Genomic DNA, 24,935 nt, shown 5'->3' with positions numbered 1-24,935 from the left:
CTCTGTTTTTTATTTCATATTTACTCTTTATCTGAAGCTTGGTCGATTTCGCGCGCCCGTTTTAATAGACGCTCGACCAATTGTTGACGCTCTGCTTTTGACGGCTGAGCGAACTTAAAGTGCTCCGACATTTTCAACCCATCTAATACGAATCGAATCATCATCGCTTCGACCGGATCAGCGCTCTCCATCAATTGATTAAAGAACTGATTAACTTGCTTTTTTCGTTCTTCGACAAACGCTTCATTTTCTTTCAAGAACGATAACAAAAACAAGACCGTATCGATATCCAAGTGAAACTCTTCCTCGTGATTCGCTTGTAACGTGACAAACGCTTCCATCTGACCTAAACCTTGATCCAGATATTCTTGATACTGCTTAAACTGACGGGATTCTTGTTCTTCAATCACACCCATCAGCAACTCTTCTTTAGAAGCGAAATGATACAATAAGCCACCCTTAGAAACATTCGCTTGTTTCGCGACTTCTTCTAACGTCAATTGCGGAAACCCACGGCTCATCATGACTTGAACAGTCGCGTCAGTGATTCGCCGTCTCGTTTCTAACGCTTTCGCACTAACCATACGTTACCTCCTTTCTTTTACTATACCGTCCAGACGGTTTATTTCTTCACTATACGAATTTTCATTTGATAATGCAACCGTCAATGCATGTTTCACGTGAAACGTTTTCAATTTTTACGAAAAAAGACACATTCTCGTCTGAACCGTGACGGAATATGCCTAAAGTCGTTCGATTTACGCTTCGCGTGCACTCTCACTTAATGCCGCTCGCATTATTTTCTTCAATTCATGCGTACGTAACACTTGAACCCCACGATCAGTTGGTCCACCCTCCGCCGCGACATCATCAATCAATGCCTCAGTCGGTCGATCGTCTTGAAGCAAAAGTTCGGCCGACCCTTTCATTGCTTGGGCGATGATCCGTCGCGCTTGTTGTGCTTCAAATCCGGCTTCCGTCAAAACAGGAGTCATCGCACCTACGATTTCATAGAAGAAAGCCGGACTGCAGCCAGCAGCAGCCATTAAGAACGGCATAGTCGTTTCATCCGTTTCTACTACCTCGCCGACGCGTAGAAAAAGTTCCGTCGCCAATTGTTTTTGTTCCATCGCTACTTGATGACCAAACCAAAGCCCTGTCATCCCTGTCCGAAAAGCGACCGGTGTATTCGGCATCGCACAGACTGCACCGCAACCTGATATCTGTTCAATTTCATCCGGTGTGATATGTGCTGCGACAGAAACAAGCAGTTGATTCGTCCACTCATGACGCTCTACGTATTCCAGTACGCCGTCAGGTTGCATGGTTAAGACGACGATATCGAATGACTCGATATTCTCTTCTTCAATGATTTGAACACCATGTTCATTAGCGAGCTCTGATAAACGCTTACGATCTGCACGATTCGTCATCGTAATTGATTCGGGCGCAATTCCTGAATCAATCCATCCTTTGACCAACGATTCACTCATCGATCCTGCACCAACCATTAAAATGTTCATAACGTTCCTCCCACAACAAAAAAGGACCTGTTGTGCCAGGTCCTTTTCGTATTTTCCTTTTTAATTATACACGAAGTTCCAAGTCTTCGACAGCGACGACACGAAGCCCTTTTTCGTTCAATTTCTTCACGATTTTATTTTTTGTTTTCTCATCACAATCAAGCGGAAGGGTAATGAGAACACGACGCATGACACTACTTTTGGCATCAAGTGTCATGAGACTAGCAACCGTCGAGTATTTGTTGACGATTTTTGCGATTTTTTCAAGAGCACCTTTTTGTTCACTCAGTGCGATCGTCAACACGTAACTTCCTGAATCACGATTCCATGCCTCTTCCAACATCCCAAGCATTTTCCCGTGCGGTAAAATACCAAAGAATTGACCGTCATCATTTAGTACAGCGATGTATGGTAATTCTTTGATCGAAAAGAAGACTTCAAAGAAATTGCTTGCTGTATAGATGAATTTTGATGTGTTCTTAATGAGTGTCATGACATTGTCATCTAAACTGCCACCATTCATCCCATGGCGATAAATATGCATTTTATAGATATTTCCTTTAAATTCTTGACCTGACTGGTCGAGTACAGGTACGCAACGATATCCTGTATCTTCTAACGTCTTTAACGCTTCACGAAGCGTTGCCGTCTCTGAAATCTTGATACATTGGTGTTTTGGTATACATAAACTTTGCACGAGCATACAAAACGTCCTCCTCTATTTCACTTTGTGTTGTAACCTACTTCTTTATCCTTTGTACTTATTCGTTCTGTTATACATTTTTCCTGCTTCTCTTCTATTCCCTACTATTACAATAACAAAAACACAGATAAAACCCATTGAATACAAAGAAAATAGTCTTGAAAAATCTTTATCCAGATTATTTATTAATTTATCAACCCTATTAACTTTAAGTTTTATTAAGTTTTCGTAAACGCGGTACATAGTTGTATTCTTTTACAATAACGTCTGATACAATCGAACTCGTGAAGTTACTTCACTATTCTATTCTTGTTCTTAATATGGAGGCAGAAGAAATGTTTAGTAAAAAACAAGATCCATTCGCAGTGAAATTATCCGAGATTGCCGGACACTTGCAACAGACGTCTCAGTTTTTCGTTGATTTTAAAATCAATGGTATTGCGGACGTTAAAGAATTCGCGCATAAAGTCAAAGACTTTGAAACGGCTGGTGACGACTTGATGCACCAATTGATCATCGACTTGAACAATGCATTCATCACACCGATTGATCGCGAAGACTTGCTTGCACTCGCGAACTCACTGGATGATGTACTCGATGGATTTGAAGAATGTTCCGCGATTTTTGAGATTTATAACATCGTCCGTGCCGACGAACATATGATTAAATTCGTCGATGAGATTCATATCGCCGTCAACGAACTCGCTTTAGCGATGGACCTTCTTGTCGCACGTAAGCTTCAACCGATGCGTGAACATGTCATCAAAGTAAAAGAACAAGAAACGATTTGTGACGACTTACGTCGTAAATCAATCAAAGCATTGTTCGCGACTGAAACTGATCCAATTAAAATCATTCAATATAAAGAAATCTATGAATCGCTCGAATCAATCGCCGATTACTGCCAGGACGCAGCAAACGTCATTGAAACGATCATCATGAAAAACGCATAAGTGAGGAGCTAACGAGATGGATAGTCTGTTTATCATCACCGCTATAATCGTGATTCTCGCACTTGGCTTCGATTTCATTAATGGTTTCCACGATACGGCGAACTCGATCGCGACTTCAGTGTCGACTCGTGCATTGAAACCACGTCACGCCATTATCCTTGCTGCGACGATGAACTTTTTAGGGGCAATCACATTTACTGGAGTCGCTAAGACGATTTCCGGGGACATTGTTGACCCGTCAACACTAGAACACGGAAGTTATGTCGTCATCGCTGCTCTCCTCTCTGCGATTGCTTGGAATCTATTGACGTGGTACTTCGGTATTCCGTCCAGTTCTTCGCATACGTTGATTGGTTCGATTGCCGGTGCTGCGGTTGCTTCAGTCGGATTCGGCGGTATTGAAACAAAAGGCTTCTTAAAAATCGTCCAAGCCTTATTGATTTCGCCAATCCTTGCTTTTACACTCGGTTTTCTCGTCTACGGCATTTTTAAAGTAGTTTTCAAAAAAGGGAACTTGGCGAAGACGAATCGTCGCTTCCGTCATATGCAGATTGCGACTGCAGCCCTTCAATCATATACACACGGAACGAATGATGCGCAAAAAGCGATGGGGATCATTACCCTCGCCCTGATTTCTTCTGGTTTTCAGACCGATCATGATGTGGCCCTTTGGGTAAAACTCTCTTGTGCCATCGCGATGGGACTCGGGACGTCTGTCGGTGGATGGCGGATCATCAAAACAGTTGGTGGTCAAATCATGAAAATTCGTCCTGTCAACGGCGTAGCGGCTGACTTGACGTCTGCTGCCATCATCTTTGGTGCGACGGCGATTCACCTTCCTGTATCAACAACGCATGTGATTTCCTCTGCCATCATGGGTGTCGGAACATCGCATCGTAAAAAAGGCGTTAAATGGGGTACGGCTAAACGAATGCTGATCACATGGGTCATCACATTACCGATTTCGATGGCATTCGCCGCTCTGATTTATACGATTCTTGATTTTCTTTTCATTAAATAGTCTCGTCCCCCACTCGTTCATTTGAGGTGGGGGTTTTACTTACACTTCATAAGTTGCCGCAGTTGTCGCTCTGGTCATAATTCGCTATGATGAGAAAAAGAAGTAGCGCTATTTTATTAGGAGGAATTCCAAATGACAAAACGTAAAGCATTAACGATTGCTGGTTCTGACACGAGTGGCGGAGCCGGTATCCAAGCAGACTTAAAAACGTTTCAAGAACTTGAAGTCTACGGCATGAACGCGCTGACAGTCATCGTCGCGCAAGATCCTGATCAGGCTTGGCACCATGCGGTTTATCCAATCGATGCAGAACTCGTCCGGACACAAATCCATACAGTCCTCGGAGGAATCGGTGTCGATGCAATGAAAACGGGGATGCTTCCGACTGTCGAAATCATCGAAGTCATTGCTGAAAAAATTAAAGCATCAGGCGTTAACAACGTCGTCATCGATCCGGTCATGGTCTGTAAGGGTGAAGATGAAGTACTCAACCCGGATACAGCGAATGCCTTACGTGACATTTTGACACCGCTCGCGACAGTCGTCACACCGAACGTTTTCGAAGCGGGACAATTGTCCGGTCTTGGAAAAACACCTTCGACGATTGACGAGATGAAACTTGCAGCAGCACGGATTCATGAAAAAGGTGCTCAATATGTCCTCGTTAAAGGTGGCAGCAAGATTGATCACCCTCGAGCAGTTGACGTGCTTTATGATGGGAAAGAGTTTATTCTAATTGAGGATGAACGCATTGAGACACCATATACGCACGGGGCAGGATGTACGTATTCTGCAGCGATTACAGCAGAACTCGCTAAAGGCGCTTCGGTCGAAGAAGCTGTCCGAACTGCCAAATCGTTTATCACAGCAGCGATTCGTAACTCATTCCGTTTGAATGAATATGTCGGTCCGACTGATCATGCTGCACATCGTACAGTTAAGTCTTAACACGTTCAGGAAGTCCGCGCAGTGATTCGCGGGCTTCTTTCTGTATTCGAAGGGAGAGATACTATTGCAAACACTTGATTTAAAGGTCGTTCAACAGTACATTGACGATCATGCGAACACACCACTTTACGTCCATGTCGAAACAACGAACGGTGCGTATGCGACGCACCAAGACCCGACGTTCCACAGTGCGGGGATGTTTTTCCGCAATGCGGAAATCACATACGAACGCGGCTTGATCACAGGAAACGGTCCATACCGGATTGGTCTTAAACTTGCCCACGGATGGCTATACGGTGAAGGATTAACCGATTATGAATTCGCGGGAGAGCAACTCTTGATCGCAGGACATGATGTCGAAGGCCGCCTCGCGATTGCTTTTGAGCTCAGTCCGACACCATTCGCTCAAGGCGCAGAGGAGGTAGAATGATGGCTTACAATGAACACGATCACCTGCTCGTCATCTTCCCTCACCCGGACGATGAAGCATTCAGCTCGGCCGGGACAATCATCGAGCATGCAACGAACCGCGGACCTGTTACGTACGCCTGTTTGACGCTCGGTGAAATGGGACGCAACATGGGACGTCCCGTCTTTACGAACCGGGAACAACTCGCGACGATCCGCAAACGTGAATTAATCGCAGCAGCTGAAAAAATGCAGATTACCGATCTTCAAATGTGGGGATTACGGGATAAGACGGTCGAATTCGAAGATGAAGCAGCACTCGCTGAACGGATTGGACAGTTGATTCAAAAAACACGTCCGACTCGCGTGATTTCATTTTATCCGGGCTATGCCGTCCATCCGGACCACGAAGCAACAGCACGTGCTGTCGTTCGTGCCCTTCGCGCAATCGACGAAGCCAATCGTCCTGAATTTCTTGCCGTCGCTTTTGCGAACAACACAAAAAACGAACTTGGCGAAGGTACGTTCATTCATGATGTCAGTGCATATACGGATCAAAAAGTTGCTGCACTTGAAGCCCACGCTTCTCAAACAGGTGGACTGATGAAGGTCATTTCGGAAGACTCGAACATCCGGGACCTCCTTGTCAAAGAACGCTATTACCACTATCCATTATAATGAAGAACCTCGAAACGACTCCGACGTCGTTCGAGGTTTTTTTCGTAGAACAAAAGATTCACACGACTCAAGACGCTGACTCTGCGCGCTTTTCCCTGCAGGCGTCACAGGAGGCTGAATCTTTTGAAACCCGCAACGATTGACGCGAGAAAGAGTCGACTTTTTTTCTCCCGTCTGCTAGTGTGAATAGTTGAGACTGTGTCTCCGGAGTTCGTAACCTCCTCCGTCACAAAAACTAGGAATGGAAGTGTAAACTATGAAAAATGAACGTGCTCTTGTCGTCTTCAGCGGCGGCCAAGACTCGACGACTTGTCTGTTTCAGGCACTCGCGAACTATTCCGAAGTCGAAGTCGTTACCTTCAACTACGGACAGCGTCATGCCGAGGAACTCGAAGTCGCGCGAACGATTGCAGCAGAACTTGGTGTCAAACACCATGAGCTCGATCTCTCACTCCTCAGTCAACTCACAAGCAATTCATTGACCGATCACACTCAAACAATCACGACGAACGAAGATGGACTTCCTTCTACATTCGTAGATGGCCGAAACCATCTGTTCTTATCTTTCGCAGCCGTCCTTGCTAAGGGACGTGGCATCCGCCATATCATCACGGGTGTATGCGAAACTGATTTCTCCGGATACCCGGATTGTCGTGACTCCTTCATCAAGTCACTCAACGTGACACTCAACCTCGCGATGGATTATCCATTCGTCATTCACACGCCACTGATGTGGCTCGATAAAAAAGAAACATGGGCGCTAGCCGATTCGCTAGATGCTTTTGATTTCGTCCGTGAACGGACACTGACGTGTTACAACGGTATTATCGGAGATGGTTGCGGCGACTGCCCAGCTTGTGAATTACGGAAAAAAGGCTTAGACGCCTACATCGAGGAGGGAACTACCCATGAAATTCAACTATGAAGCACCTGAAACTGTCGAGCGCCCGACCGGCGACTCGCTCATCTATACAAAATCACGCGTCATGATCGTCAAAAAATTGACGTTTGATGCTGCCCATCACCTGTATGACTACGATGGAAAATGTCGTGCCTTGCATGGTCATACGTATCACGTCGATCTCGGAATCAGTGGATTCCTGGACCACCGCGGGATGACACTTGACTTTGGTGACCTGAAAAAGATCTTCAAAGAACATCTCGAACCATTGCTCGATCACCGTTATTTAAACGAATCGCTTCCCTATATGAATACGACGGCAGAAAACATGTCGGCCTGGATTTTTGAAACGCTCGGACAGCATTTACCGGACGAACGCGGTCTCCGTGTCGAATTCGTCAAGTTATATGAGACACCGACTGCCTTCGCTGAAGTCCGCCGCGAATGGATGAATGAAGCATGAGTCAACTGAAAAAAATACCAAAGATTCCCGTTCTTGAAATTTTTGGTCCAACGTTTCAAGGAGAAGGTCGTTCGATCGGACAAAAAACAATGTTCGTCCGGACAGGCGGATGCGACTATTCATGTGCCTGGTGTGATTCTGCCTTTACCTGGGACGGATCAGAAAAACCAGACCTCCTGACGGCAGAAGATATCCTAACGCGTCTCGATGCGCTCGGTTCGTATGGGCACGTGACGATCTCCGGGGGGAATCCATTGCTCCACGCATCAATCGGTACGCTCGTCGACGCCTTAAAGGCACGTGGCATCACGATGTCCGTCGAAACACAGGGTTCGTATTGGCAAAACTGGTTACTCGATATCGAAGACGTCACCGTCAGCCCGAAGCCGCCGTCAAGCGGCATGACGGTCGATTACGATCGGCTCGACGTCTTCTTCAAACGACTCCCTGAACTGCAACGTGCTGTCAAAATCGTCATCTTCGACGAAGCGGACCTCGACTTCGCAGCAGCGATTTCTGAACGATATGCGTTAAAAACACTGTATCTATCACTCGGTAATCCGGATCCGGCGGAAGAAGGTACGATTGCTCCGCGGATGTTGTCCGACTTAAAAACTTTATGGGAACGCGTTGCGCAAGATGAACGATTTAATCATGCCCGTGTTCTACCACAACTGCACGCCCTCGTTTTCGCGAACGATCGTGGCGTTTAAAAAGGAGTTCTATTCATGCGTCCAGAAGATTTAAACGACTTATCTTTGCTCGGTCAAAAGGCCGTTCCTTATATTTTTGAATATCAACCGGAAGTGCTCGAAGCGTTCCCGAACCGTCACCCAGAGAACGATTACTTCGTTAAGTTCAATGCACCGGAATTCACGAGCCTTTGTCCGATCACGAATCAACCGGACTTTGCGACCATCTATATTTCGTACATTCCTGACGAAAAACTCGTCGAGTCAAAATCATTGAAGCTTTACCTCTTCAGCTATCGTAATCACGGGGATTTCCATGAGAACTGCATCAATGTCATCGGAAAAGACCTCGTCAAATTGATGGAGCCGCGCTACCTTGAAGTCTGGGGGAAATTTACACCACGCGGTGGCATCTCGATTGATCCGTATTATAACTACGGAAAACCCGGTACAAAATACGAAAGAATGGCAGAACACCGTTTGTTCAACCATGATCTTTATCCAGAAACGGTCGATAACCGTTAATCCGAAAACCATCAAAAAAAGCCAAATTCCTGACGTGATCATTTCACGAGAATTTGGCTTTTCTTCTATCTAATCGACTGTGTATGAACGTCAGCTCGATGGTAAATCCACGATTTTTTCTCGTTCTGCCTGAGCATGAATCGCTTCTGCTGACCAAGTATGTCGTAAGAGGTGCTCATAAGGAACGCCTAGCGCCTTCGCTAAGCGATCAATCATCGAAACGGACGGATGCGCGATACTTGACTCAATCCGTTGAATCATCTCAAACGTTGTTTCCGTCATAAGCGCAAGTTTTTCTTGGTCGATGTTCTGTCGCTCACGTAATGTTTGGATACGCTCTCCATAATTCGCAAGTGGATTCATCGCTTGATTCATGAGTTTTCAGTCTCCTTTATCGTCTCCCAGCTACTCCTACCCGATGCTACTTTTAGTTTATTCCCGCTTTTCATTTTCAAAACACATTTTAGTTTAATATTTTTCACTATATGAAATATAATTTCAAATTATTCATTAAAAAAGACTAGCTTTTTAAAAGGTTATCGCTTACAATTTTAAATGCAAACGGTTGCATTAATCGCTTACATATTTGCACAATAAAGAGAAAATAGTCTGTCTGAGGAGTGAGAAAACATGCGTAAAACAATTTCATTCGACTTTTGGCAAAAGCTCGGAAAAGCTTTAATGGTTGTCATTGCAGTTATGCCAGCTGCCGGAATCATGATTTCAATCGGAAAATTAATCGGGATGTACGGTGGCGATATCACCATTGTGCAAACGATTGCAAGAATTGTTGAAGATCTCGGTTGGGCCATCATTACGAATCTCCACGTCCTCTTCGCCGTCGCGATCGGTGGTTCATGGGCTAAAGAACGTGCCGGTGGTGCCTTTGCCGCATTACTCGCGTTCATTTTAGTCAACCGCGTAACGGGTGCAATCTTCGGTGTCAATTCAACGATGCTCGCTGATCCGAAAGCAACGGTTAGTTCGTTACTCGGATCTGACTTGATCGTAAAAGATTATTTCACTTCTGTACTCGGTGCACCCGCTCTTAATATGGGCGTTTTCGTCGGAATCATTTCTGGTTTCCTCGGTGCCGTTCTCTTTAATAAATTCTATAACTTCAGCAAATTACCAGATGCACTGGCCTTTTTCAACGGCAAACGGTTCGTCCCATTCGTCGTCATCGGTGGTTCCGTCGTCGCAGCATTTGTTTTATCGCTCGTCTGGCCGTTCGTCCAAGGCCTCCTAAACGATTTCGGTCGTTGGATTGCGACGTCACGTGATACAGCCCCAATCATCGCCCCATTCGTTTACGGAACGCTCGAACGTCTCCTACTGCCATTCGGTCTTCACCATATGTTGACTGTGCCGATGAACTATACGGAACTCGGCGGAACGTATAAAATTCTGACGGGTGCTGCACAAGGCTCGACAGTAGCAGGGCAAGATCCACTTTGGCTCGCCTGGGTGACCGATCTCGTCAACTTAAAGCAAGCCGGTAACACACAAGGCTATAACGACTTACTCAACAGCGTCGTTCCTGCCCGCTTCAAAGAAGGACAGGTCGTCACGTCACTTGCTTCTTTGATTGGTGTCGCAGTCGCGATGTATATGTCGGTCGACGAAGATAAAAAGAAAGCATACAAACCCGTCTTCCTGTCTGCCGGTCTCGCTGTGTTCTTGACAGGTGTCACGGAGCCAATCGAATTCATGTTCATGTTCATCGCACCTGTCCTGTACGTCGTCTACGCTGTCTTGACGGGTGTCGCGTTCGCACTTGCTGACGTCATGCACCTTCGGATCCATGCATTCGGGGCAATTGAACTCTTGACCCGGATTCCATTGATCGCGAAAGCTGGTCTGATCGGTGATTTGTTACGTTTCATCGGAGTCTGCGTGTTCTTCTTCTTCCTCAACTTCTTTACGTTCCGCTTTGTCATCAAGAAGTTTAACTACGCGACACCAGGTCGTAACGGAAACTACCTCGATGACATCGTCGTCAAAGAGGACGGGACAAGTGAAGTCGCTGCAACTGTCGCCGCTGACGGTTCGCAAGCAGCACGCATCATCGAACTGCTCGGTGGTCAGCAAAACATCGAAGACGTCGATGCCTGCATGACACGTTTACGCGTCACGGTCAAAGATCCAAGCCTCGTCGCAAAAGAACAAGACTGGAAAGCGAATGGCGCACTTGGTCTTATCCTAAAAAATAACGGCGTGCAAGCCATCTATGGTCCGAAAGCGGATGTCTTGAAGTCTGATATCCAAGACCGTATCGGCGCATAAACCAGACGAATTAGGGTAAATAAAAAAAGGTGGAGCTCATCCGTGAGTTTCACCTTTCTTTATTCAGAATCAACACTCAGGAGGAACGACAGATGCGCCTACTCACACTCAATTGCCATTCCTGGCAAGAAGAACACCAGCTTGAAAAAATCAATCAAATCGTCGCTCAAATCATCCAACAGGATTATGATGTCGTCGCCTTACAAGAAGTAAGCCAATTAATGGATACACCAATCGTTTATGGTGCAATCCGTGAAGATAATTTCGTCTACATGATTCAACAAGCACTTAAAGAACGTGGGCATGACTATGAATTCGTTTGGGACTTCTCGCACATCGGATACGATGCGTACGAAGAGGGACTCGCCCTCTTGACGAAATATCCGATTTTGAAATCCGATTCGTACTATGTCAGCCGAAGCCAAGATACGATGGACTGGAAGTCACGCAAAATCGTCCGCGCGACGATTGATGTCGATGGAACACAAATTACGTTCAACTCTTGTCATCTCGGTTGGTGGGAAGATGCCGACGAACCGTTCAGCGAGCAGTTCAATCATTTGATTGCTCGGATGGATCCACTCGAATGGACCCTCTTCTTAGGTGACTTCAACAATGATGCCTTCGAACGGGAGACCGGTTACGATTATATGGTTGAACGGGGTCTCCATGACCTGTTCCTTCTAGCGGAAGAGACGGTTGGTGTCGAAACCGTCGAAGGTAAGATTGACGGTTGGGAAGAGAACCAGCATGGCTTACGGATTGATTTAGTGCTCTCGAATCGCAAAATTGATGTCGCGCGTGTCGGTGTGACGTTTGACGGAGTACTGGCGCCAATCGTTTCCGATCACTTTGGTGTCGAAGTCGATATCACGATTCAAAAAGATCCAATTTGACTGTTGACAACGCTTTCTTTTTTGCTTTATGATAAAGCCAACAAGCAAATAGTGCGGATTGTGACAGTACGGCTGGCAAGACCGATGCAACACCTAGAACGTTTAGGTGTTGTTCGGTCTTGCCTTTTTTTGTGGGCTGACCAGTCGCACACCTTTCCTAAAAGGAGGAATTCAAATGGATTACAAAAAAACAGCTGCGCAGGTCCTTACCCTTGTCGGTGGTCGTGAAAATATCATCACAGCAGCGCATTGTGCGACACGTCTCCGTCTCGTCCTTCATGACGAATCGAAGGTCGATCAAGCGGCACTCGAAGATCTTGACGGCGTCAGTGGTGCTTTCTCGAGTTCAGGTCAATATCAAATCATTTTTGGGACCGGGACCGTCAACAAAGTATTCGCGGAGTTCGCTCCCCTCGCTGGTGTCAACGTCAATGGTGAAGAATCAGTCGACGTGAAGAAAGCAGCTTCCCAAAAATTAAATCCGTTCGCGCGCCTTGCCCGGTCGCTTTCAAATGTCTTCGTACCATTGATTCCGGCAATCGTCGCCGCCGGTCTGTTGATGGGCTTACTCGGAATGATTAAAGCCTTCGGTTGGGTCGACGGGGCTTCACCGATCGTCCAACTGCTTGACATGTTCTCGTCTTCCGCTTTCATCATCTTACCGATTTTGATCGGTTTCTCTGCCGCGCGTGAGTTCGGTGCCAATCCATATCTCGGTGCGGTCATTGGTGGAATCATGACGCACCCTTCTCTGCTCAACCCTTGGACACTCGGAAACAGTGAACCGGAAGTGATGCACTTCCTTGGGATGAACATCGAACTGATTGGTTATCAGGGGACGGTCTTCCCTGTCCTCTTAACGGTTTGGGTCATGGCGAAAATTGAGCAGCAAGTCCGTAAACGGACACCGGAAACACTTGATTTGTTAGTCACACCGTTCGTGACGATTCTCGTCACAGGATTCCTTGCCCTCATCGTCATCGGACCACTTGGTACATTGCTCGGTAAAGGGATTTCATTCGTACTCGTCTTCTTCTATGAACAATTCTCGGTCGTCGCCGGTCTCTTGTTCGGTGGTCTCTACTCAACGATTGTCATCACAGGAATGCACCATAGTTTCCATGCGATTGAAGCGGGACTGCTTGCTGATAAGAGCATCGGGAAAAACTTCCTGTTACCTATCTGGTCGATGGCGAACGTCGCGCAAGGCGGAGCCGGTCTTGCTGTCTACTTCATGACGAAAAACGTTAAATTAAAAACGCTCGCTTTACCCTCTGCCTTCTCAGCATTTCTTGGTATTACGGAACCGATTATCTACGGGGTGAATCTTCGACTCGGTAAACCGTTCATCGGTGGTGCGATCGGTGGCGCAATCGGCGGTGGCTACGTCGTCTTGACGCAAGTCGCTGCAAACGCTTATGGTTTGACGGGCATACCGATGATTGCAATCGTCGCTCCACTTGGTGCTTCGAACTTAATCAACTACCTTGTCGGTTTTGCGATTGCTGTCGCGACAGCGTTCATCGCGACTGTCATCCTCATGCGTCTTGATGCACGAAAACAAAAACAAACCGATTTAGCCGCTTAAGTAAAAAAGACATGCGACCCTCACGAGTATACTCGTCGGGTCGCATTTGTCGGTTTTGTTCTGAGCACCGTTACCCGTATAATAAAGGGAGAAGGGAGGAGTCAGGCTGATTATTCATAAAGTACTCAACAACAATGCCATCGTCACAAAAGAACAAGGACAAGAACGCATCATCATGGGACCGGGGATCGCTTTCGGTAAAAAGAAAAAAGATCCCGTCGATCCCTCGAAAATCGAAAAGATGTTCATTCCCTCGTTCGAAAATGCTGAACTGTTTAAAGAAATCTTAACGACGACCCCATTAGAAATCATTGATTTGTCCGAACAAATCATTTCTTATGCGGAAGGCGAACTTCAGACACCTTTTCATGATTATATCCATGTCAGTCTGACGGATCACCTCGCCCATGCCGTTCGCTTAGCACGTGAAAATCTTGTCGTCCACAATCGGCTCGCGGAAGAAATTCGCTTGTTATATACAGCCGAGTACAAAATCGGAGCATGGGCGGTTGCGCAAATCGAACAGACACTTGCTGTTGTATTACCAAAGGAGGAAGCCGCGAACATCGCACTTCACCTCTTTAACGCCCGCCAACAGCATCCGAATATGGCGACGGCACTACAAACTGCTACTCTGTTGAACGAATTACGTGAACAAATCGAGAGTTTCTTTGGTCAAACGATCGAAACGACTTCCATGACGTATTACCGATTCTTCACACATATGAAACTTGTCCTCGCCCGGATTGAGCAGGGACAGACACTCCACGATATGGATGATGTCATTTTATCTGCTGTCAAAACACGTTACGCGGATGCGTTTCGTTGTGCAGAAAGTATGGCCGCTTGGCTCGAACAGGAATTAAAAACGACCGTCCCCGACTCTGAAGTTGGCTATATGGCACTTCATGTCGAACGGATTCGACCGGATTCAGAAAGGAGCGAACTATGATGAAAATTTTTAGTCTTGGAGAAGCATTAATCGATTTGATTCCACTCGATGACAGCAATACGACGTTCCAAAAAAATCCCGGCGGTGCTCCCGCCAATGTCGCCGTCGGACTTGCCCGCCTTGGCGCCGACAGTTATTTTCTCGGTGCTGTCGGGGATGACTCGATGGGGCATTTCTTGAAAGATACACTCCACCACTATGGGGTCAAGACGGATCACATCGTTCTTGACGCAACGAATAAAACGGGGCTTGTCCTCGTCACAAATGCTAAAAACGGCGAACGGTCCTTTGAATTCATCAACACGTATCGTGCCGATATGAGCTTTCATGAACAAGATGTTCCGGACGCACTGGCGGAAGCCGATTTACTTCACATCGGTTCGATTTCCTTAATCTCCGGTGATGCCGTCGCAGCAACACGTCGTGCCATCGCGCTCGCAAAAGAGCATCGGGTCCCGATTTCTTACGACCCGAACCTCCGCGAATCGTTATGGTCGAATCTCGATGTCGCCCGGACGACGATTCAGTCCGTCCTGCCTGACGCGCAAATCGTTAAGTTAGCAGAAGAGGAATTGACCTTCTTGACCGGCCAAACGAACCTGGATGAAGGGGCAGCCGAACTGCTCGCTGAATACCCGATCCAGTTGCTCGCCGTCACACGGGGTAGCGAGGGGTCCTTACTCTATACGAATCGTGCGATGGCAGAGATCAATGCGATTTCGGTGGATGCCGTCGATACGACCGGAGCAGGTGACGCTTTTATGTCTGGTTTGCTACACCAGTGTGCGACGCGGTCCTTTGCATTCGATTGGGATGAAGATGAACTGCAGGACATCGGGCGGTTTGCCGCGATTTCCGGCGGGCTTGCCGCGTCCGTCAAAGGGGCGATGGCTGCTTTACCGACACTCGACGAGGTATCACGTCGTCTCGACTAAAACGTAAAAAACCTTTCCGTCTAGCTTCGTAAAATGGCTAGACGGAAAGGCTTTTTTAATTCGATGAAAGGAATGACTCAATTGCTTCAATCGCCTCATCCTGTTGTACTTTTGGTATTAATGGACTCGTGTTGTCGCCCTTTTGTGCGCCGTACATCCCGAAATTCGCGTGATTGCCCTCTTCGATGAAATGGAATGTCGCGTCCGATTGAAGATTTTTTTTACTTGCTTCGATGTCCGCTACAGGTAAGACGCCATCCCGTCCGCCATAGACCGTCAAGGACGGTGTATCGATGGCATCAATCGGATAGGACGCGAGAAATATGATTCCTTTAATCTTCGAATTATCCTCAAGTACCGTCGAAGCGGCACTTCCACCTAACGAATGTCCCATCACATACCATCGTTTGATTTTCGGATGTGCATCGATAATCGGTAAGGCCGCGTTTGCGTCGAGTAATGCGATATTAAATGGTAATTTCGGGATGACGACGAAATGTCCGTTCTTCGCTAACTGACTCCCGATATAACTGTAGGCACCCGGATCGACCTTCGCCCCTTGATAAAACACAAATCCGACTTCACTCTCCGGATCACCAAACTGATAATCCTGTCCGATCTGTTGTTCAACATATGTGTTTGCTTCTTTTGACGGATCATAATCAAATTGCGCCCAGACCATGAAGGCTCCGATGACAAGCCCGATGAGTATGATGAAACCGATGCTGATTCGCTTGAGCCACTTTTTCATATTCATTCCTCCCTCTTAACTCCTACCCCATCTAATGTGAAAAATCACATATGAAAATTATTTTCTAAATTTTCAGTCAATGTAAGCGTATCTATCGCTTTTTCAATAATTGGTTTAAGATGAAAAAAGTATCGTTTCTTTTGAAAGGGGAATCATTTGTTTTGCCACGTACCGTAGTCTCCACGATTCAGTGGTTTTTGTTTATTATCTGTACTAACATCGCCCCGCCACTCGCCATTGCCGCATCGTTTGAACTATCGAGCGCGGACACATTGGCTTTCCTATCTCGTTGTCTGTTCGTTTTTGCGATTTTAAGCTTATTCCAAGTGTTCCTCGGTCACCGTCTACCGATCATGGAAGGACCGGCCGGGATTTGGTGGGGTGTCTTCGCCCTCTACTCCTCAATCGGCATTACATTGTACGGGAGTTACTCGAACACACTCCAATCACTTGGTTTTCTCCTCATCTTAAGTGGCATCATCTGTATCATTTTGACAGTAACGGGTATTTTACGACGACTCGTTCCCTTGTTCACGCCACAAGTCATCGGCGTTTATATGCTCCTGTTGTCTGCCCAACTGTCGGGCTCCGTCATGAAAGGGCTACTCAACCTGGAAAACGGCAAGATTCAAGTGTTACCTGCCGTCATTTCCGTATTGACCGTCATCATCTCACTTTATCTCGAACGTAGCGATCGTTTGCGTCAGTATGCCTTACTCATCACGCTACTCGTCGGTTGGAGCATGTTTGCCTTGATCGGACGCGCCGAGATGCCGAGCTTCGATGGTCCATTCTTTACTCTTCCTGATTTATTCCCGTTCGGCGGAATTCATCTGGACTGGACCCTTCTCCCGACAGCCTTAATCATCTCTTTACTGTTGATGACGAACGTGCTCGCGAACATCAAAGTCATCGAGCGCATCATCAGTGCGAAACGTGGCGAACACGTCAAAGGACAAGTCGGAACAGCCGGTGTCACGGCCGGTGTCGGACAGATTTTTGCCGGGATGTTCGGTACGGTCGGTCCCGTCGCGATTTCCGGAACAGCCGGATTCATCGCTTCGACGGATAACACGGATCGTAAATCGTTTGCGATTGCGAACGTCATTTGCTTATTTTTAAGTATCGTCACGCCATTCGTCGGTTTGATTGCAAAAATTCCTGTTGCCGTCGGTTATGCGATGGTTGCCCCGATTGTTGCCGGGATGGCTATCATCGGCGTCACGGAAGCAGCACGCGACTTAAATCGGCAAACGGCAATGATTACGGTCGGGTTACCGGTCCTCGTCGGAATCGGTGCCTTACTCTTACCAAAAGGTGCGACAGCCGATCTCCCTCCACTCGTCACGACACTGATGTCGAACGGACTGGTGCTCGGGACGCTTGTTGCCCTGTTCGCAGAATCATTACGCCATATTCGGACAAATGACTAACAAAAAGACAGGTAACTCGGAAAAAGAATCCGAGTTCCTGCCTTTTTTTGTGGATTCGAGCTTAGCGAATACCACGCATATATTTTTGGAGCCTTGGTGCAAAAGCAAACAAGAGAAGTCCGAGTGCAATCGCGACGACACCTGTAATTCCGAAGTACGCGACTTCTGTTTCTTTCCCGTAATATTTAACGATCTGTGCATTGACGGCTTGTCCCGTTGCATTCGTTAAGAACCAAAGACTCATTGTCTGTGCCGAGAAAGCCGCTGGTGCCAGTTTCGTCGTTGCCGATAAACCGACTGGTGATAGTAACAACTCACCAATCACGACGAGGAAGAAACTGAGTGCGAGCCAGAGCGGACTAACGATTGTGTCTGTACCAAACAATAGTCCAGGCAACATCATGACGATGAACGAAAGTCCTGCGAAAATCAGACCGAACGAGAATTTTTGCATCGTCGTCGGCTGACGATCACCGAGTCGGACCCAAAAGCTTGCAAAGACTGGTGCAAGCACGATGATGAACAATGGATTCAATGACTGGAAGAACGCAGGCTGAATCTCAAAGCCTAAGAAAGATAAGTCTGTCCGTTCATCTGCAAAGATTGATAAGACATATGACCCTTGCTCTTGAATCGCCCAGAAAACAGCTGCTGCGATAAAGAGTGGGATGTAGGCGAATAAACGCGAACGCTCATCATCTGTAATTTTCGGACTGCGTAACATGAATGTGAAATACGCAATCGGAATCAAGATTCCGAGGAACGTCACCATCAACGTAAAGCGGTCGATCGTTAGTAAACCTGTCAATGCGGCAATCGTTCCGAGAACTGCTAGCGCAATGACGACAACTGTCGCAATTTTAAAGAAACGTTTCCGTTCCTCGCCTTCTAGCGGATTCAAGACGTATGTTCCGGCTTGACCTAAATTCTTTTTCTTCGTCAATATGAACACAACAAGACCGGCGAACATCCCGACCGCAGCGAGTGCGAAACCAGCATGGTATCCTGCCGTATCTGAAACTTTACCGACGACGAGTGGTGCTAAAAATGCACCGGCATTGATTCCCATATAGAAGATACTGAATCCAGCATCACGGCGGTTATCCGTTTTGCTGTACAAATCTCCGACGATGTTCGATACGTTCGGTTTTAAGAATCCCGTCCCGATGACGATTAAGCCCATCGAGATGAATAATGCCGTGATTCCGGCTGGTAGAGCTAACACGATATGTCCAAGCATGATGAGAATACCACCATAAAAGACGGTCCGTGATGTCCCTAACAGACGGTCGGAGACCCATCCTCCGATGATTCCCGACATATAGACAAGTGAACCATATACGGCCATGATGGAAGCGGCAGTCGTTTTATCAATTCCGAGTCCACCGTTCGCAACAGAGTCGTACATGTAGAATATAAGGATGGCGCGCATCCCGTAGTAGGAGAATCGTTCCCAGAACTCTGTGAAGAAGAGTGTGAACAATCCTTTCGGGTTTCCGAAGAACCCTTTTTGCGGAACAGTCTTGTAGACCTGATCGCGATCAAAATCTGCCATAATGAAGGCTCCTTTCGTCTACCATTGTATTCGTGCATAATCTAAAACCTTTTTTCCCGCTTTCCCCAAATGATAAGCGTCTCGTAAACGATTAAAAGATTTACACGTTTTTAACTGAATTGCCTCACTTCTTTTTATATAGGAGACAGCACCTTATCATTCAACCGTAAATCATTTGACTAGTCAAATATTAATTTTAAGCAAAAAAAAGAGCGTAACGGAATCCGTTCGCTCATTTTTGCATGTCTTTTGATTCAACGATGGTAATACCCGGGGGCGCATGGAGTGTTTGCTCTATCATCGCTTTCGCTACTTTACTCGCTTCAATCGGGGCATAAGGACTCCGTTTTAATAACGGGCGAAGAACCGTCGAGACACGAGCCGCCGCCTGTTCGCCAAACCGAAACTCTTCTCGCTCCCCTAACAAGAGCGATGGACGGAAAATCAATAAAGCTTCGTAGCCAAGAACCCGTAGTCCGTTCTCTGTGTCTCCTTTGACACGATTGTAGAACGTTTTTGCATTCGGATGTGCGCCGAGCGCTGAAATGAGCGCGAAGCGTGTCGCCCCTAAATCGAGCAATTCACGTCCGACTTCAATCGGATACGTGTAGTCGACCTGACGAAATGCTGCTTGTGACCCCGCTTGTTTAATCGTCGTTCCGAGCGCGCAGTAGACGTGATCCACCGTCGGCAATTCGATTTCCGTCACGCGATCAAAGTCAATCACCCATTCTTCCAGCTTTTGATGAAACCGGTTCATGGGTCGACGAACGAGCACATGAACTTCCTCATACGCATCATTCGCTAATAATTGATCGACTAACTCTTGTCCAACTAAACCGCTTGCTCCTAAAATGGCTGCTTTCATCTTGTCTCCTCCTCTCAATCTTGCAATCGCCCAATCGGTAAAAAGTAAGAACGATTTCCGGTGATTCGTTCGCCTGCTCGGACAGCAATCGCACTTGCCCGACCACCGAGAACGAACACGCCAAACATATAGGCCACTTCCACTCCATTACTAAGTACATGTGTCGGCAATTCTTGATACTGCTGATAAACCGATGCTTGGTCACTAAAGGAACGCTGTTCATTCGATAACAGGATACGACCATCTGCTTGATAGATTGTTACCGTATCACCTTCTCTGCCAAAAACCGGTTTCTCGACAAAGGCGTGTCGCTGTTCAAGAAATACATCTGGTTCAAGATACGTTGGTAAAAAATAACGGTCTATGATTTGACGATCACGTCCTGTTAAATAAGCGTGGTCTGCTTCATGCAGTGCCCAAATCACTGCAAGAACGGACTTTGCCTGCATCAGAAACGCCGATGGTGGATTGATGATCTCGAGCAATCCTTGTTCGACGAGTTGTAACAATAAGACACCGAGTTCACGTCCCGTGTCATCGCGATCGAGAAGCGCCATTTCAATCGGAAAGGTCTGACGGTATAAAATATCAATCCGTCGTCCGTCCTGGTCGTACAATCCATCTTCCGGTCGAATTTCAAGGGCGTTAAGCGGGCAATACGCTGCCCCGTCCACGAACCCTTGCAAGTATTCTGTCGTCAGACGATCCTCGATATTGTCCCCATGTGACGTAAAGACGACATGCGGGCGTTGCTTCGTTCGATGTGTCGCTGCTGCGACGGCGCGACGGACGCTTGTCGCTAATTTCGCCGCTTCATCCGGGTTCACTGCCATCATGTGGCGTTTTTGCGCAATCCGGTCATTGACGTCAAACGATTCTTTAATGAACGTCGGCGTATCGGCATTCCACTCCATGACGGAAATCCGATCGTCCGTCACGATGAAGTCGAGCCGACTGATGATTGATAAGGGGCGCATCGTCTCTAGACGGAGAAAGGGAAGTGCTTGTTTTGGATACCCGAGCTCGAGTAACGCATCGTCTTCCATCGTTCGTAGAATCGGTGCGACTTTCTCAAAAATCAGATACACGTCTCGGGCAGCTACCCGCAAGCGCTCCAGCGTCCGCGACGAAACCGTTAAAACATCAGTCAACGCATAGATTTCACCATCCAACTCATCCCAAAACGACTCAATGTCACCATATAAATCCTCTCGTTCACTCATCCGCCAAAGAAACCAGACGACGATCCCGTCCCGAATCCTTTTGTCTTCGCATTATAACTTTTGACTGCGTTCGACTTCGGCGTATAGCCTTTCGTTCGCATCGCACTATGCATCAGGGCACGGGATGCAAAATAACTGCCTCCCCAGTAATAAAAACCAGAATGGGTCGATGTTGCATCATCACAATACCAGACGCCTTCTTCATTATCATATTCATAATCGTCACAATCCGGATCATCCGGACGTTCGGCTTGCGCATCGTCTGCACCGCAACCACTGAGTGTCGTTCCAATCAAAAGCGTCGCCGCAAGTGATGCTTGTTTCATCCATCTCACGATTCATACCCCTTTCTTAACAATTTGTTATTCTAAGTATACGCTTTTTCTCTTAAAAAAGTTTCCTTGTCGTACCAGAACTTTTTTCTGATCGTCCGAGTAGAACATATCATGCCGTTACAAGGAGGAATCACGATGTCACTTGCTTATTATGTCGAAGATCAAGATGAATATAAGTCGATTTATCAATACAGTCGTTTCGCAATCGAACCGGATGAAATCATCGCTCATCAATTATGTGAATTTCATATCATCGAAGGCCAACTGTATGAATTACGCTCCAACGAAATGGAGGGCGAGTACGATCAGCTGATCGTCGATCACGTCGAAGCCTCTCCGCTCGATGCAGAGGACCGGATTTATCCGCCTCATCAAATTCACATCGAGTTTCGCCGGTACATGCCAAGCAGTACATCACCACTTATCAAAACGATGACCGTCCCGAACCACGTCCAAGCGATGCGCTATTTAATTAAGGATAAGGTGACTGTGCCAGAGCATGGAACCTTTGAACGTGACAGCTGCGAAATCGACATCGACCGGAATTGTTATGTCATTTATCTCGGTCAGGTTGTCCGTTAAAAGGATGAATTAAGTAGAGTTCGTTTTCAAAAAGCGTTTTTTTTGGCATACTATAAGATAAGAACGAATTAATCGAGGTGAACACACATGAGCGAACAACCAAAAAAATTATCACTTCAAGAAGCGATGATTGAACAATTGAAAGCAAAAAAACAATCACAAACAAAACGTCCGACTGGTCTTCGTGGAACGGAAACGAAACAAATGACGAGCCAGAAGACGAAAAAGACGAACAACCAGAAAAAACGTACAGGTGTCTAATCACAGCGTTGAATTCATGAAATAAGGGAGTAGTTATGAGTATTTTAACGGTATCAAACTTAAGCCATGGCTTTGGTGATCGTGCGATTTTCGAAGATGTCTCGTTCCGCCTGTTAAAGGGTGAACACATCGGCCTCGTCGGAGCAAACGGTGAAGGGAAATCAACCTTCATGAACATCATCACTTCTCAGCTCGAACCGGATGAAGGGAAAGTCGAATGGGCGAAACACGTTCGTGTCGGTTATCTCGATCAGCACGCCATCCTTGCGAAAGGTTTATCGATTCGTGATGCGCTAAAAGGGGCATTCCAATACTTGTTCGATATCGAACAAGAAATCAATGACCTGTATGCGAAGATGGGTGAAGTCGAGCCCGAAGAACTCGAAAAGATGCTTGAGGAAGTCGGTGTCTTACAAGACATTTTAACGAATAATGATTTTTATACGATCGACGCAAAAGTCGAAGAAATCGCCCGCGGACTTGGTCTCGATGAAATCGGCTTAGACCGTGATGTCCATGAATTAAGTGGCGGTCAGCGTACAAAAATCTTACTTGCGAAGCTCTTACTTGAAAAACCAGATATCTTGTTACTGGATGAGCCGACCAACTATCTTGATGTGCAACACATCGAATGGCTGAAACGGTATCTCAACGATTACGAGAATGCATTCATTTTGATTTCGCATGATATTCCATTCTTAAACAGCGTCATCAACTTGATTTACCATATGGAAAATCAAGGCTTGAGCCGTTATGTTGGTGACTATGATAATTTCTTGACGGTCCATGAAGCGAAAAAGAAACAGCTGGAGTCTGCCTTTAAGCGCCAACAGCAAGAAATTTCTGAACTTAAAGATTTCGTCGCCCGTAACAAGGCGCGTGTCTCGACACGAAACATGGCGATGTCCCGTCAGAAAAAACTCGACAAGATGGATGTCATCGAGCTTGCACAAGAACGTCCGCAACCGGAATTCCATTTCCAGACGGCTCGGACACCAAGCAAGCTGATGTTCGAAGCAAAAGGTCTTGTCATCGGCTACGACGAACCCCTCTCGCGTCCGCTCGATTTAACGATCGAACGGGGGCAGAAAATCGCATTGCATGGTGCGAACGGAATCGGGAAGTCGACGTTACTGAAAAGTTTACTCGGTGAAATCCCCGCTGTTTCAGGGATGGTCGATCGCGGTGAAAACTTGCACATCGGCTATTTCGAACAAGAAATCAAAGAGAAGAATTCGAACACGTGTATCGAAGAAATTTGGGGGACGTTCCCATCCTTGACGCAACAACAAGTCCGGGCGATGCTCGCGAAATGTGGTTTGATGACAAAACACATCGAATCTAAAATCGAAGTACTCAGCGGTGGAGAGAAGGCGAAAGTCCGTCTTTGTAAGCTGATGAACACGGAATCAAACATTCTGGTTCTCGATGAGCCGACGAACCACTTGGACGTCGAAGCGAAAGAGGAATTGAAACGGGCCTTGCAAGAATATAAAGGAACGGTCCTCTTGATTTCACACGAACCTGAATTTTATGAAGCAGTCGCAACTGACTTATGGAATTGTGAATCGTGGACGACAAAAGTCTTTTGATTGATTGACTCTTACTTTTTTAAGAACGATGATTTGAGCCGCCCTGTTGATTGGGGCAGCTCTTTTTGTTTTTTATCGAAAAAGAGAATGGCAGTAATGCGGATTTTGTCAGCTCCTTTGGGTGAACGGTAGTGATTCAAAGCTTCTTCCTTTCCGTTGCTTTTCTCAAGCGCATGACTTGTCAGCTCCCTTGGATGAACGGCACAGTGGTACGTGATTCAAAGCTTCTTCCTTTCCGTTGCTTTCCTCGGGCGAGGCGCAAGCCGTTGCTTCTTGTCCCGTAAGGACAAGAAGCAGGGTCTCGCCTGCCTCTGACAGCGCGTTAAAACGCGCCTTATCCCGTAGGAGTCAACGGAAAAGCGAAGCTTTTTTAAGATTTCCCTAAGAAGGACGACATGTAACGCGAATATCTTGAAGCGCATTCCGGCTTGGATCGCTTCCGTAGCGAAAAGCGGGCGTCCGCGACCCTGCAACGCAGTGAAGCGGCGTGGACGCTCGCCGCTCGGAGACGAGACAAGGTGGAGACGCGCGGCACACTACGCACCTCTTTATCTCAGTATGCTGCAATTCGAAACGGGGCATCTCTGACCTGGAGTCAACAAAAAAAGAAAGCTTTTTTAAGATTTCCCTAAGAAGGACGACATGTAACGCGAATATCTTGAAGCGCATTCCGGCTTGGATCGCTTCCGTAGCGAAAAGCGGGCGTCCGCGACCCTGCAACGCAGTGAAGCGGCGTGAACGCCCGCCGCTCGGAGACGAGACAAGGCGGAAACGCGCGTCACACTACGCACCTCTTTATATCAGTATGCTGCAATTCGAAACGGAACATCTCTGACTTGGAGTCAACGAAAAAGAAAGCTTTT

27 protein-coding genes are annotated in these 24,935 nt (G+C 46.8%); 18 read left to right on the top strand and 9 right to left on the bottom strand.

The window, feature by feature from the left end:
* Positions 1-20: 20 nt before the first annotated feature.
* The 3 genes from KNP99_RS09295 to cbpA form a co-directional block, all read right to left on the bottom strand.
* Positions 21-584, bottom strand: a complete 564-nt coding sequence (locus KNP99_RS09295; RefSeq protein WP_088838173.1) for a TetR/AcrR family transcriptional regulator — start codon at positions 582-584, stop codon at positions 21-23.
* A 174-nt stretch (positions 585-758) separates the two neighbouring features.
* Positions 759-1,523 (bottom strand): pyrroline-5-carboxylate reductase family protein, encoded by a 765-nt coding sequence (locus KNP99_RS09290; RefSeq protein WP_215193189.1) that lies wholly within the window; start codon positions 1,521-1,523, stop codon positions 759-761.
* Positions 1,524-1,587: 64 nt separating this feature from the next.
* Positions 1,588-2,226 carry a cyclic di-AMP binding protein CbpA gene (cbpA, locus tag KNP99_RS09285; RefSeq protein WP_088838175.1) on the bottom strand — a complete coding sequence of 213 codons (639 nt, stop codon included), beginning with the start codon at positions 2,224-2,226 and terminating at the stop codon, positions 1,588-1,590.
* Positions 2,227-2,561: 335 nt separating this feature from the next.
* Between cbpA and KNP99_RS09280 the strand changes: the two genes are divergently transcribed.
* The 9 genes from KNP99_RS09280 (at position 2,562) to queF (ending at position 8,815) form a co-directional block, all read left to right on the top strand.
* Positions 2,562-3,179, top strand: a complete 618-nt coding sequence (locus KNP99_RS09280) for a DUF47 domain-containing protein (RefSeq protein WP_029332023.1) — start codon at positions 2,562-2,564, stop codon at positions 3,177-3,179.
* Positions 3,180-3,195: 16 nt separating this feature from the next.
* Positions 3,196-4,200, top strand: a complete 1,005-nt coding sequence (locus KNP99_RS09275) for an inorganic phosphate transporter (RefSeq protein ID WP_088838176.1) — start codon at positions 3,196-3,198, stop codon at positions 4,198-4,200.
* 132 nt (positions 4,201-4,332) lie between these two features.
* Positions 4,333-5,148 carry a bifunctional hydroxymethylpyrimidine kinase/phosphomethylpyrimidine kinase gene (locus KNP99_RS09270; protein ID WP_088838177.1) on the top strand — a complete coding sequence of 272 codons (816 nt, stop codon included), beginning with the start codon at positions 4,333-4,335 and terminating at the stop codon, positions 5,146-5,148.
* Between the two features lie 64 nt (positions 5,149-5,212).
* Positions 5,213-5,578: a YojF family protein gene (locus KNP99_RS09265; RefSeq protein WP_088838178.1), complete on the top strand. Its 366-nt coding sequence runs from the start codon at positions 5,213-5,215 to the stop codon at positions 5,576-5,578.
* Positions 5,578-6,234: a bacillithiol biosynthesis deacetylase BshB2 gene (gene bshB2 / locus KNP99_RS09260; RefSeq protein ID WP_251132199.1), complete on the top strand. Its 657-nt coding sequence runs from the start codon at positions 5,578-5,580 to the stop codon at positions 6,232-6,234. The genes KNP99_RS09265 and bshB2 overlap by 1 nt, the downstream gene beginning before the upstream one ends.
* Positions 6,235-6,490: 256 nt before the next feature.
* Positions 6,491-7,159, top strand: a complete 669-nt coding sequence (gene queC, locus KNP99_RS09255; RefSeq protein WP_088838180.1) for a 7-cyano-7-deazaguanine synthase QueC — start codon at positions 6,491-6,493, stop codon at positions 7,157-7,159.
* Positions 7,143-7,598, top strand: coding sequence for a 6-carboxytetrahydropterin synthase QueD (gene queD / locus KNP99_RS09250; RefSeq protein ID WP_029332031.1), 456 nt, complete (start codon positions 7,143-7,145; stop codon positions 7,596-7,598). Before queC ends, queD begins: the two co-directional genes overlap by 17 nt.
* Positions 7,595-8,311, top strand: a complete 717-nt coding sequence (queE, locus tag KNP99_RS09245; protein ID WP_214805289.1) for a 7-carboxy-7-deazaguanine synthase QueE — start codon at positions 7,595-7,597, stop codon at positions 8,309-8,311. The genes queD and queE overlap by 4 nt, the downstream gene beginning before the upstream one ends.
* Before the next feature lie 15 nt (positions 8,312-8,326).
* The gene (queF, locus tag KNP99_RS09240; RefSeq protein WP_029332033.1) at positions 8,327-8,815 is read left to right on the top strand and encodes a preQ(1) synthase; all 489 of its coding nucleotides are present in this window, start codon (positions 8,327-8,329) and stop codon (positions 8,813-8,815) included.
* 90 nt (positions 8,816-8,905) lie between these two features.
* Here the strand turns inward: queF and KNP99_RS09235 are convergent, their stop codons facing one another.
* Positions 8,906-9,190 (bottom strand): helix-turn-helix domain-containing protein, encoded by a 285-nt coding sequence (locus tag KNP99_RS09235; protein ID WP_214770156.1) that lies wholly within the window; start codon positions 9,188-9,190, stop codon positions 8,906-8,908.
* Between the two features lie 255 nt (positions 9,191-9,445).
* On the opposite strand from KNP99_RS09235, the gene KNP99_RS09230 reads away from it, so the two are divergent.
* From KNP99_RS09230 to KNP99_RS09210, 5 genes are all read left to right on the top strand, one after another.
* The gene (locus tag KNP99_RS09230) at positions 9,446-11,101 is read left to right on the top strand and encodes a PTS transporter subunit IIBC (protein WP_214766371.1); all 1,656 of its coding nucleotides are present in this window, start codon (positions 9,446-9,448) and stop codon (positions 11,099-11,101) included.
* A gap of 92 nt (positions 11,102-11,193) precedes the next feature.
* Positions 11,194-11,997, top strand: coding sequence for an endonuclease/exonuclease/phosphatase family protein (locus KNP99_RS09225; RefSeq protein WP_214845933.1), 804 nt, complete (start codon positions 11,194-11,196; stop codon positions 11,995-11,997).
* Between the two features lie 175 nt (positions 11,998-12,172).
* Complete coding sequence (locus KNP99_RS09220; RefSeq protein WP_088838185.1) at positions 12,173-13,585, top strand: sucrose-specific PTS transporter subunit IIBC; 1,413 nt, start codon at positions 12,173-12,175, stop codon at positions 13,583-13,585.
* Positions 13,586-13,691: 106 nt separating this feature from the next.
* Entirely contained in the window at positions 13,692-14,537 is an 846-nt protein-coding gene (locus KNP99_RS09215; RefSeq protein ID WP_214766442.1) for a PRD domain-containing protein, read from the top strand.
* On the top strand, positions 14,537-15,472 hold the full coding sequence (locus KNP99_RS09210; protein ID WP_214766368.1) for a carbohydrate kinase family protein: 936 nt from the start codon (positions 14,537-14,539) through the stop codon (positions 15,470-15,472). Before KNP99_RS09215 ends, KNP99_RS09210 begins: the two co-directional genes overlap by 1 nt.
* 55 nt (positions 15,473-15,527) lie before the next feature.
* Here KNP99_RS09210 and KNP99_RS09205 read toward each other — a convergent pair whose 3' ends face one another.
* Positions 15,528-16,223, bottom strand: a complete 696-nt coding sequence (locus KNP99_RS09205; RefSeq protein ID WP_214766366.1) for an alpha/beta hydrolase — start codon at positions 16,221-16,223, stop codon at positions 15,528-15,530.
* 161 nt (positions 16,224-16,384) lie between these two features.
* Between KNP99_RS09205 and KNP99_RS09200 the strand changes: the two genes are divergently transcribed.
* A complete protein-coding gene (locus KNP99_RS09200; protein WP_029332042.1) occupies positions 16,385-17,656 on the top strand; it encodes a purine/pyrimidine permease in 1,272 nt (423 codons plus the stop codon).
* A 61-nt stretch (positions 17,657-17,717) separates the two neighbouring features.
* Here KNP99_RS09200 and KNP99_RS09195 read toward each other — a convergent pair whose 3' ends face one another.
* The 4 genes from KNP99_RS09195 to KNP99_RS09180 all read right to left on the bottom strand — a co-directional run bounded on the left by KNP99_RS09195 (position 17,718) and on the right by KNP99_RS09180 (position 21,628).
* Complete coding sequence (locus tag KNP99_RS09195) at positions 17,718-19,211, bottom strand: peptide MFS transporter (protein ID WP_088838189.1); 1,494 nt, start codon at positions 19,209-19,211, stop codon at positions 17,718-17,720.
* A gap of 232 nt (positions 19,212-19,443) precedes the next feature.
* Entirely contained in the window at positions 19,444-20,079 is a 636-nt protein-coding gene (locus KNP99_RS09190) for an NAD-dependent epimerase/dehydratase family protein (RefSeq protein WP_214766364.1), read from the bottom strand.
* Positions 20,080-20,093: 14 nt separating this feature from the next.
* Positions 20,094-21,302, bottom strand: coding sequence for a glutathionylspermidine synthase family protein (locus KNP99_RS09185; protein WP_214766362.1), 1,209 nt, complete (start codon positions 21,300-21,302; stop codon positions 20,094-20,096).
* Positions 21,299-21,628 carry a hypothetical protein gene (locus KNP99_RS09180; protein WP_029332046.1) on the bottom strand — a complete coding sequence of 110 codons (330 nt, stop codon included), beginning with the start codon at positions 21,626-21,628 and terminating at the stop codon, positions 21,299-21,301. Before KNP99_RS09180 ends, KNP99_RS09185 begins: the two co-directional genes overlap by 4 nt.
* 144 nt (positions 21,629-21,772) lie before the next feature.
* Between KNP99_RS09180 and KNP99_RS09175 the strand changes: the two genes are divergently transcribed.
* The 3 genes from KNP99_RS09175 (at position 21,773) to KNP99_RS09165 (ending at position 24,072) form a co-directional block, all read left to right on the top strand.
* Positions 21,773-22,219: a hypothetical protein gene (locus KNP99_RS09175; RefSeq protein WP_214766360.1), complete on the top strand. Its 447-nt coding sequence runs from the start codon at positions 21,773-21,775 to the stop codon at positions 22,217-22,219.
* Between the two features lie 87 nt (positions 22,220-22,306).
* Positions 22,307-22,480 (top strand): hypothetical protein, encoded by a 174-nt coding sequence (locus KNP99_RS09170; protein ID WP_012371785.1) that lies wholly within the window; start codon positions 22,307-22,309, stop codon positions 22,478-22,480.
* 35 nt (positions 22,481-22,515) lie between these two features.
* Positions 22,516-24,072, top strand: coding sequence for an ABC-F family ATP-binding cassette domain-containing protein (locus tag KNP99_RS09165; protein WP_214766358.1), 1,557 nt, complete (start codon positions 22,516-22,518; stop codon positions 24,070-24,072).
* The last annotated feature ends 863 nt before the right edge of the window (positions 24,073-24,935 follow it).

Origin of the sequence: Exiguobacterium sp. s95 (genome assembly GCF_018618655.1) — a bacterium.
In the GTDB taxonomy this organism is placed as follows: domain Bacteria; phylum Bacillota; class Bacilli; order Exiguobacteriales; family Exiguobacteriaceae; genus Exiguobacterium_A; species Exiguobacterium_A oxidotolerans.
The sequence above is the reverse complement of the archived record's forward strand: the minus strand, read 5'-3'. Positions and strand labels throughout refer to the sequence as shown.

Coding starts and splice junctions, on each gene's coding strand:
- KNP99_RS09210 (WP_214766368.1), top strand. CDS start 14,537: ATGAAAATTTTTAGTCTTGGAGAAGCATTAATCGATTTGATTCCACTC.
- bshB2 (WP_251132199.1), top strand. CDS start 5,578: ATGGCTTACAATGAACACGATCACCTGCTCGTCATCTTCCCTCACCCG.
- KNP99_RS09295 (WP_088838173.1), bottom strand. CDS start 584: ATGGTTAGTGCGAAAGCGTTAGAAACGAGACGGCGAATCACTGACGCG.
- KNP99_RS09170 (WP_012371785.1), top strand. CDS start 22,307: ATGAGCGAACAACCAAAAAAATTATCACTTCAAGAAGCGATGATTGAA.
- KNP99_RS09205 (WP_214766366.1), bottom strand. CDS start 16,223: ATGAAAAAGTGGCTCAAGCGAATCAGCATCGGTTTCATCATACTCATC.
- queF (WP_029332033.1), top strand. CDS start 8,327: ATGCGTCCAGAAGATTTAAACGACTTATCTTTGCTCGGTCAAAAGGCC.
- KNP99_RS09175 (WP_214766360.1), top strand. CDS start 21,773: ATGTCACTTGCTTATTATGTCGAAGATCAAGATGAATATAAGTCGATT.
- cbpA (WP_088838175.1), bottom strand. CDS start 2,226: ATGCTCGTGCAAAGTTTATGTATACCAAAACACCAATGTATCAAGATT.
- KNP99_RS09185 (WP_214766362.1), bottom strand. CDS start 21,302: ATGAGTGAACGAGAGGATTTATATGGTGACATTGAGTCGTTTTGGGAT.
- KNP99_RS09165 (WP_214766358.1), top strand. CDS start 22,516: ATGAGTATTTTAACGGTATCAAACTTAAGCCATGGCTTTGGTGATCGT.
- KNP99_RS09190 (WP_214766364.1), bottom strand. CDS start 20,079: ATGAAAGCAGCCATTTTAGGAGCAAGCGGTTTAGTTGGACAAGAGTTA.
- queD (WP_029332031.1), top strand. CDS start 7,143: ATGAAATTCAACTATGAAGCACCTGAAACTGTCGAGCGCCCGACCGGC.
- KNP99_RS09280 (WP_029332023.1), top strand. CDS start 2,562: ATGTTTAGTAAAAAACAAGATCCATTCGCAGTGAAATTATCCGAGATT.
- KNP99_RS09290 (WP_215193189.1), bottom strand. CDS start 1,523: ATGAACATTTTAATGGTTGGTGCAGGATCGATGAGTGAATCGTTGGTC.
- queC (WP_088838180.1), top strand. CDS start 6,491: ATGAAAAATGAACGTGCTCTTGTCGTCTTCAGCGGCGGCCAAGACTCG.
- KNP99_RS09235 (WP_214770156.1), bottom strand. CDS start 9,190: ATGAATCAAGCGATGAATCCACTTGCGAATTATGGAGAGCGTATCCAA.
- KNP99_RS09195 (WP_088838189.1), bottom strand. CDS start 19,211: ATGGCAGATTTTGATCGCGATCAGGTCTACAAGACTGTTCCGCAAAAA.
- KNP99_RS09220 (WP_088838185.1), top strand. CDS start 12,173: ATGGATTACAAAAAAACAGCTGCGCAGGTCCTTACCCTTGTCGGTGGT.
- KNP99_RS09180 (WP_029332046.1), bottom strand. CDS start 21,628: ATGAAACAAGCATCACTTGCGGCGACGCTTTTGATTGGAACGACACTC.
- KNP99_RS09225 (WP_214845933.1), top strand. CDS start 11,194: ATGCGCCTACTCACACTCAATTGCCATTCCTGGCAAGAAGAACACCAG.
- KNP99_RS09230 (WP_214766371.1), top strand. CDS start 9,446: ATGCGTAAAACAATTTCATTCGACTTTTGGCAAAAGCTCGGAAAAGCT.
- queE (WP_214805289.1), top strand. CDS start 7,595: ATGAGTCAACTGAAAAAAATACCAAAGATTCCCGTTCTTGAAATTTTT.
- KNP99_RS09275 (WP_088838176.1), top strand. CDS start 3,196: ATGGATAGTCTGTTTATCATCACCGCTATAATCGTGATTCTCGCACTT.
- KNP99_RS09270 (WP_088838177.1), top strand. CDS start 4,333: ATGACAAAACGTAAAGCATTAACGATTGCTGGTTCTGACACGAGTGGC.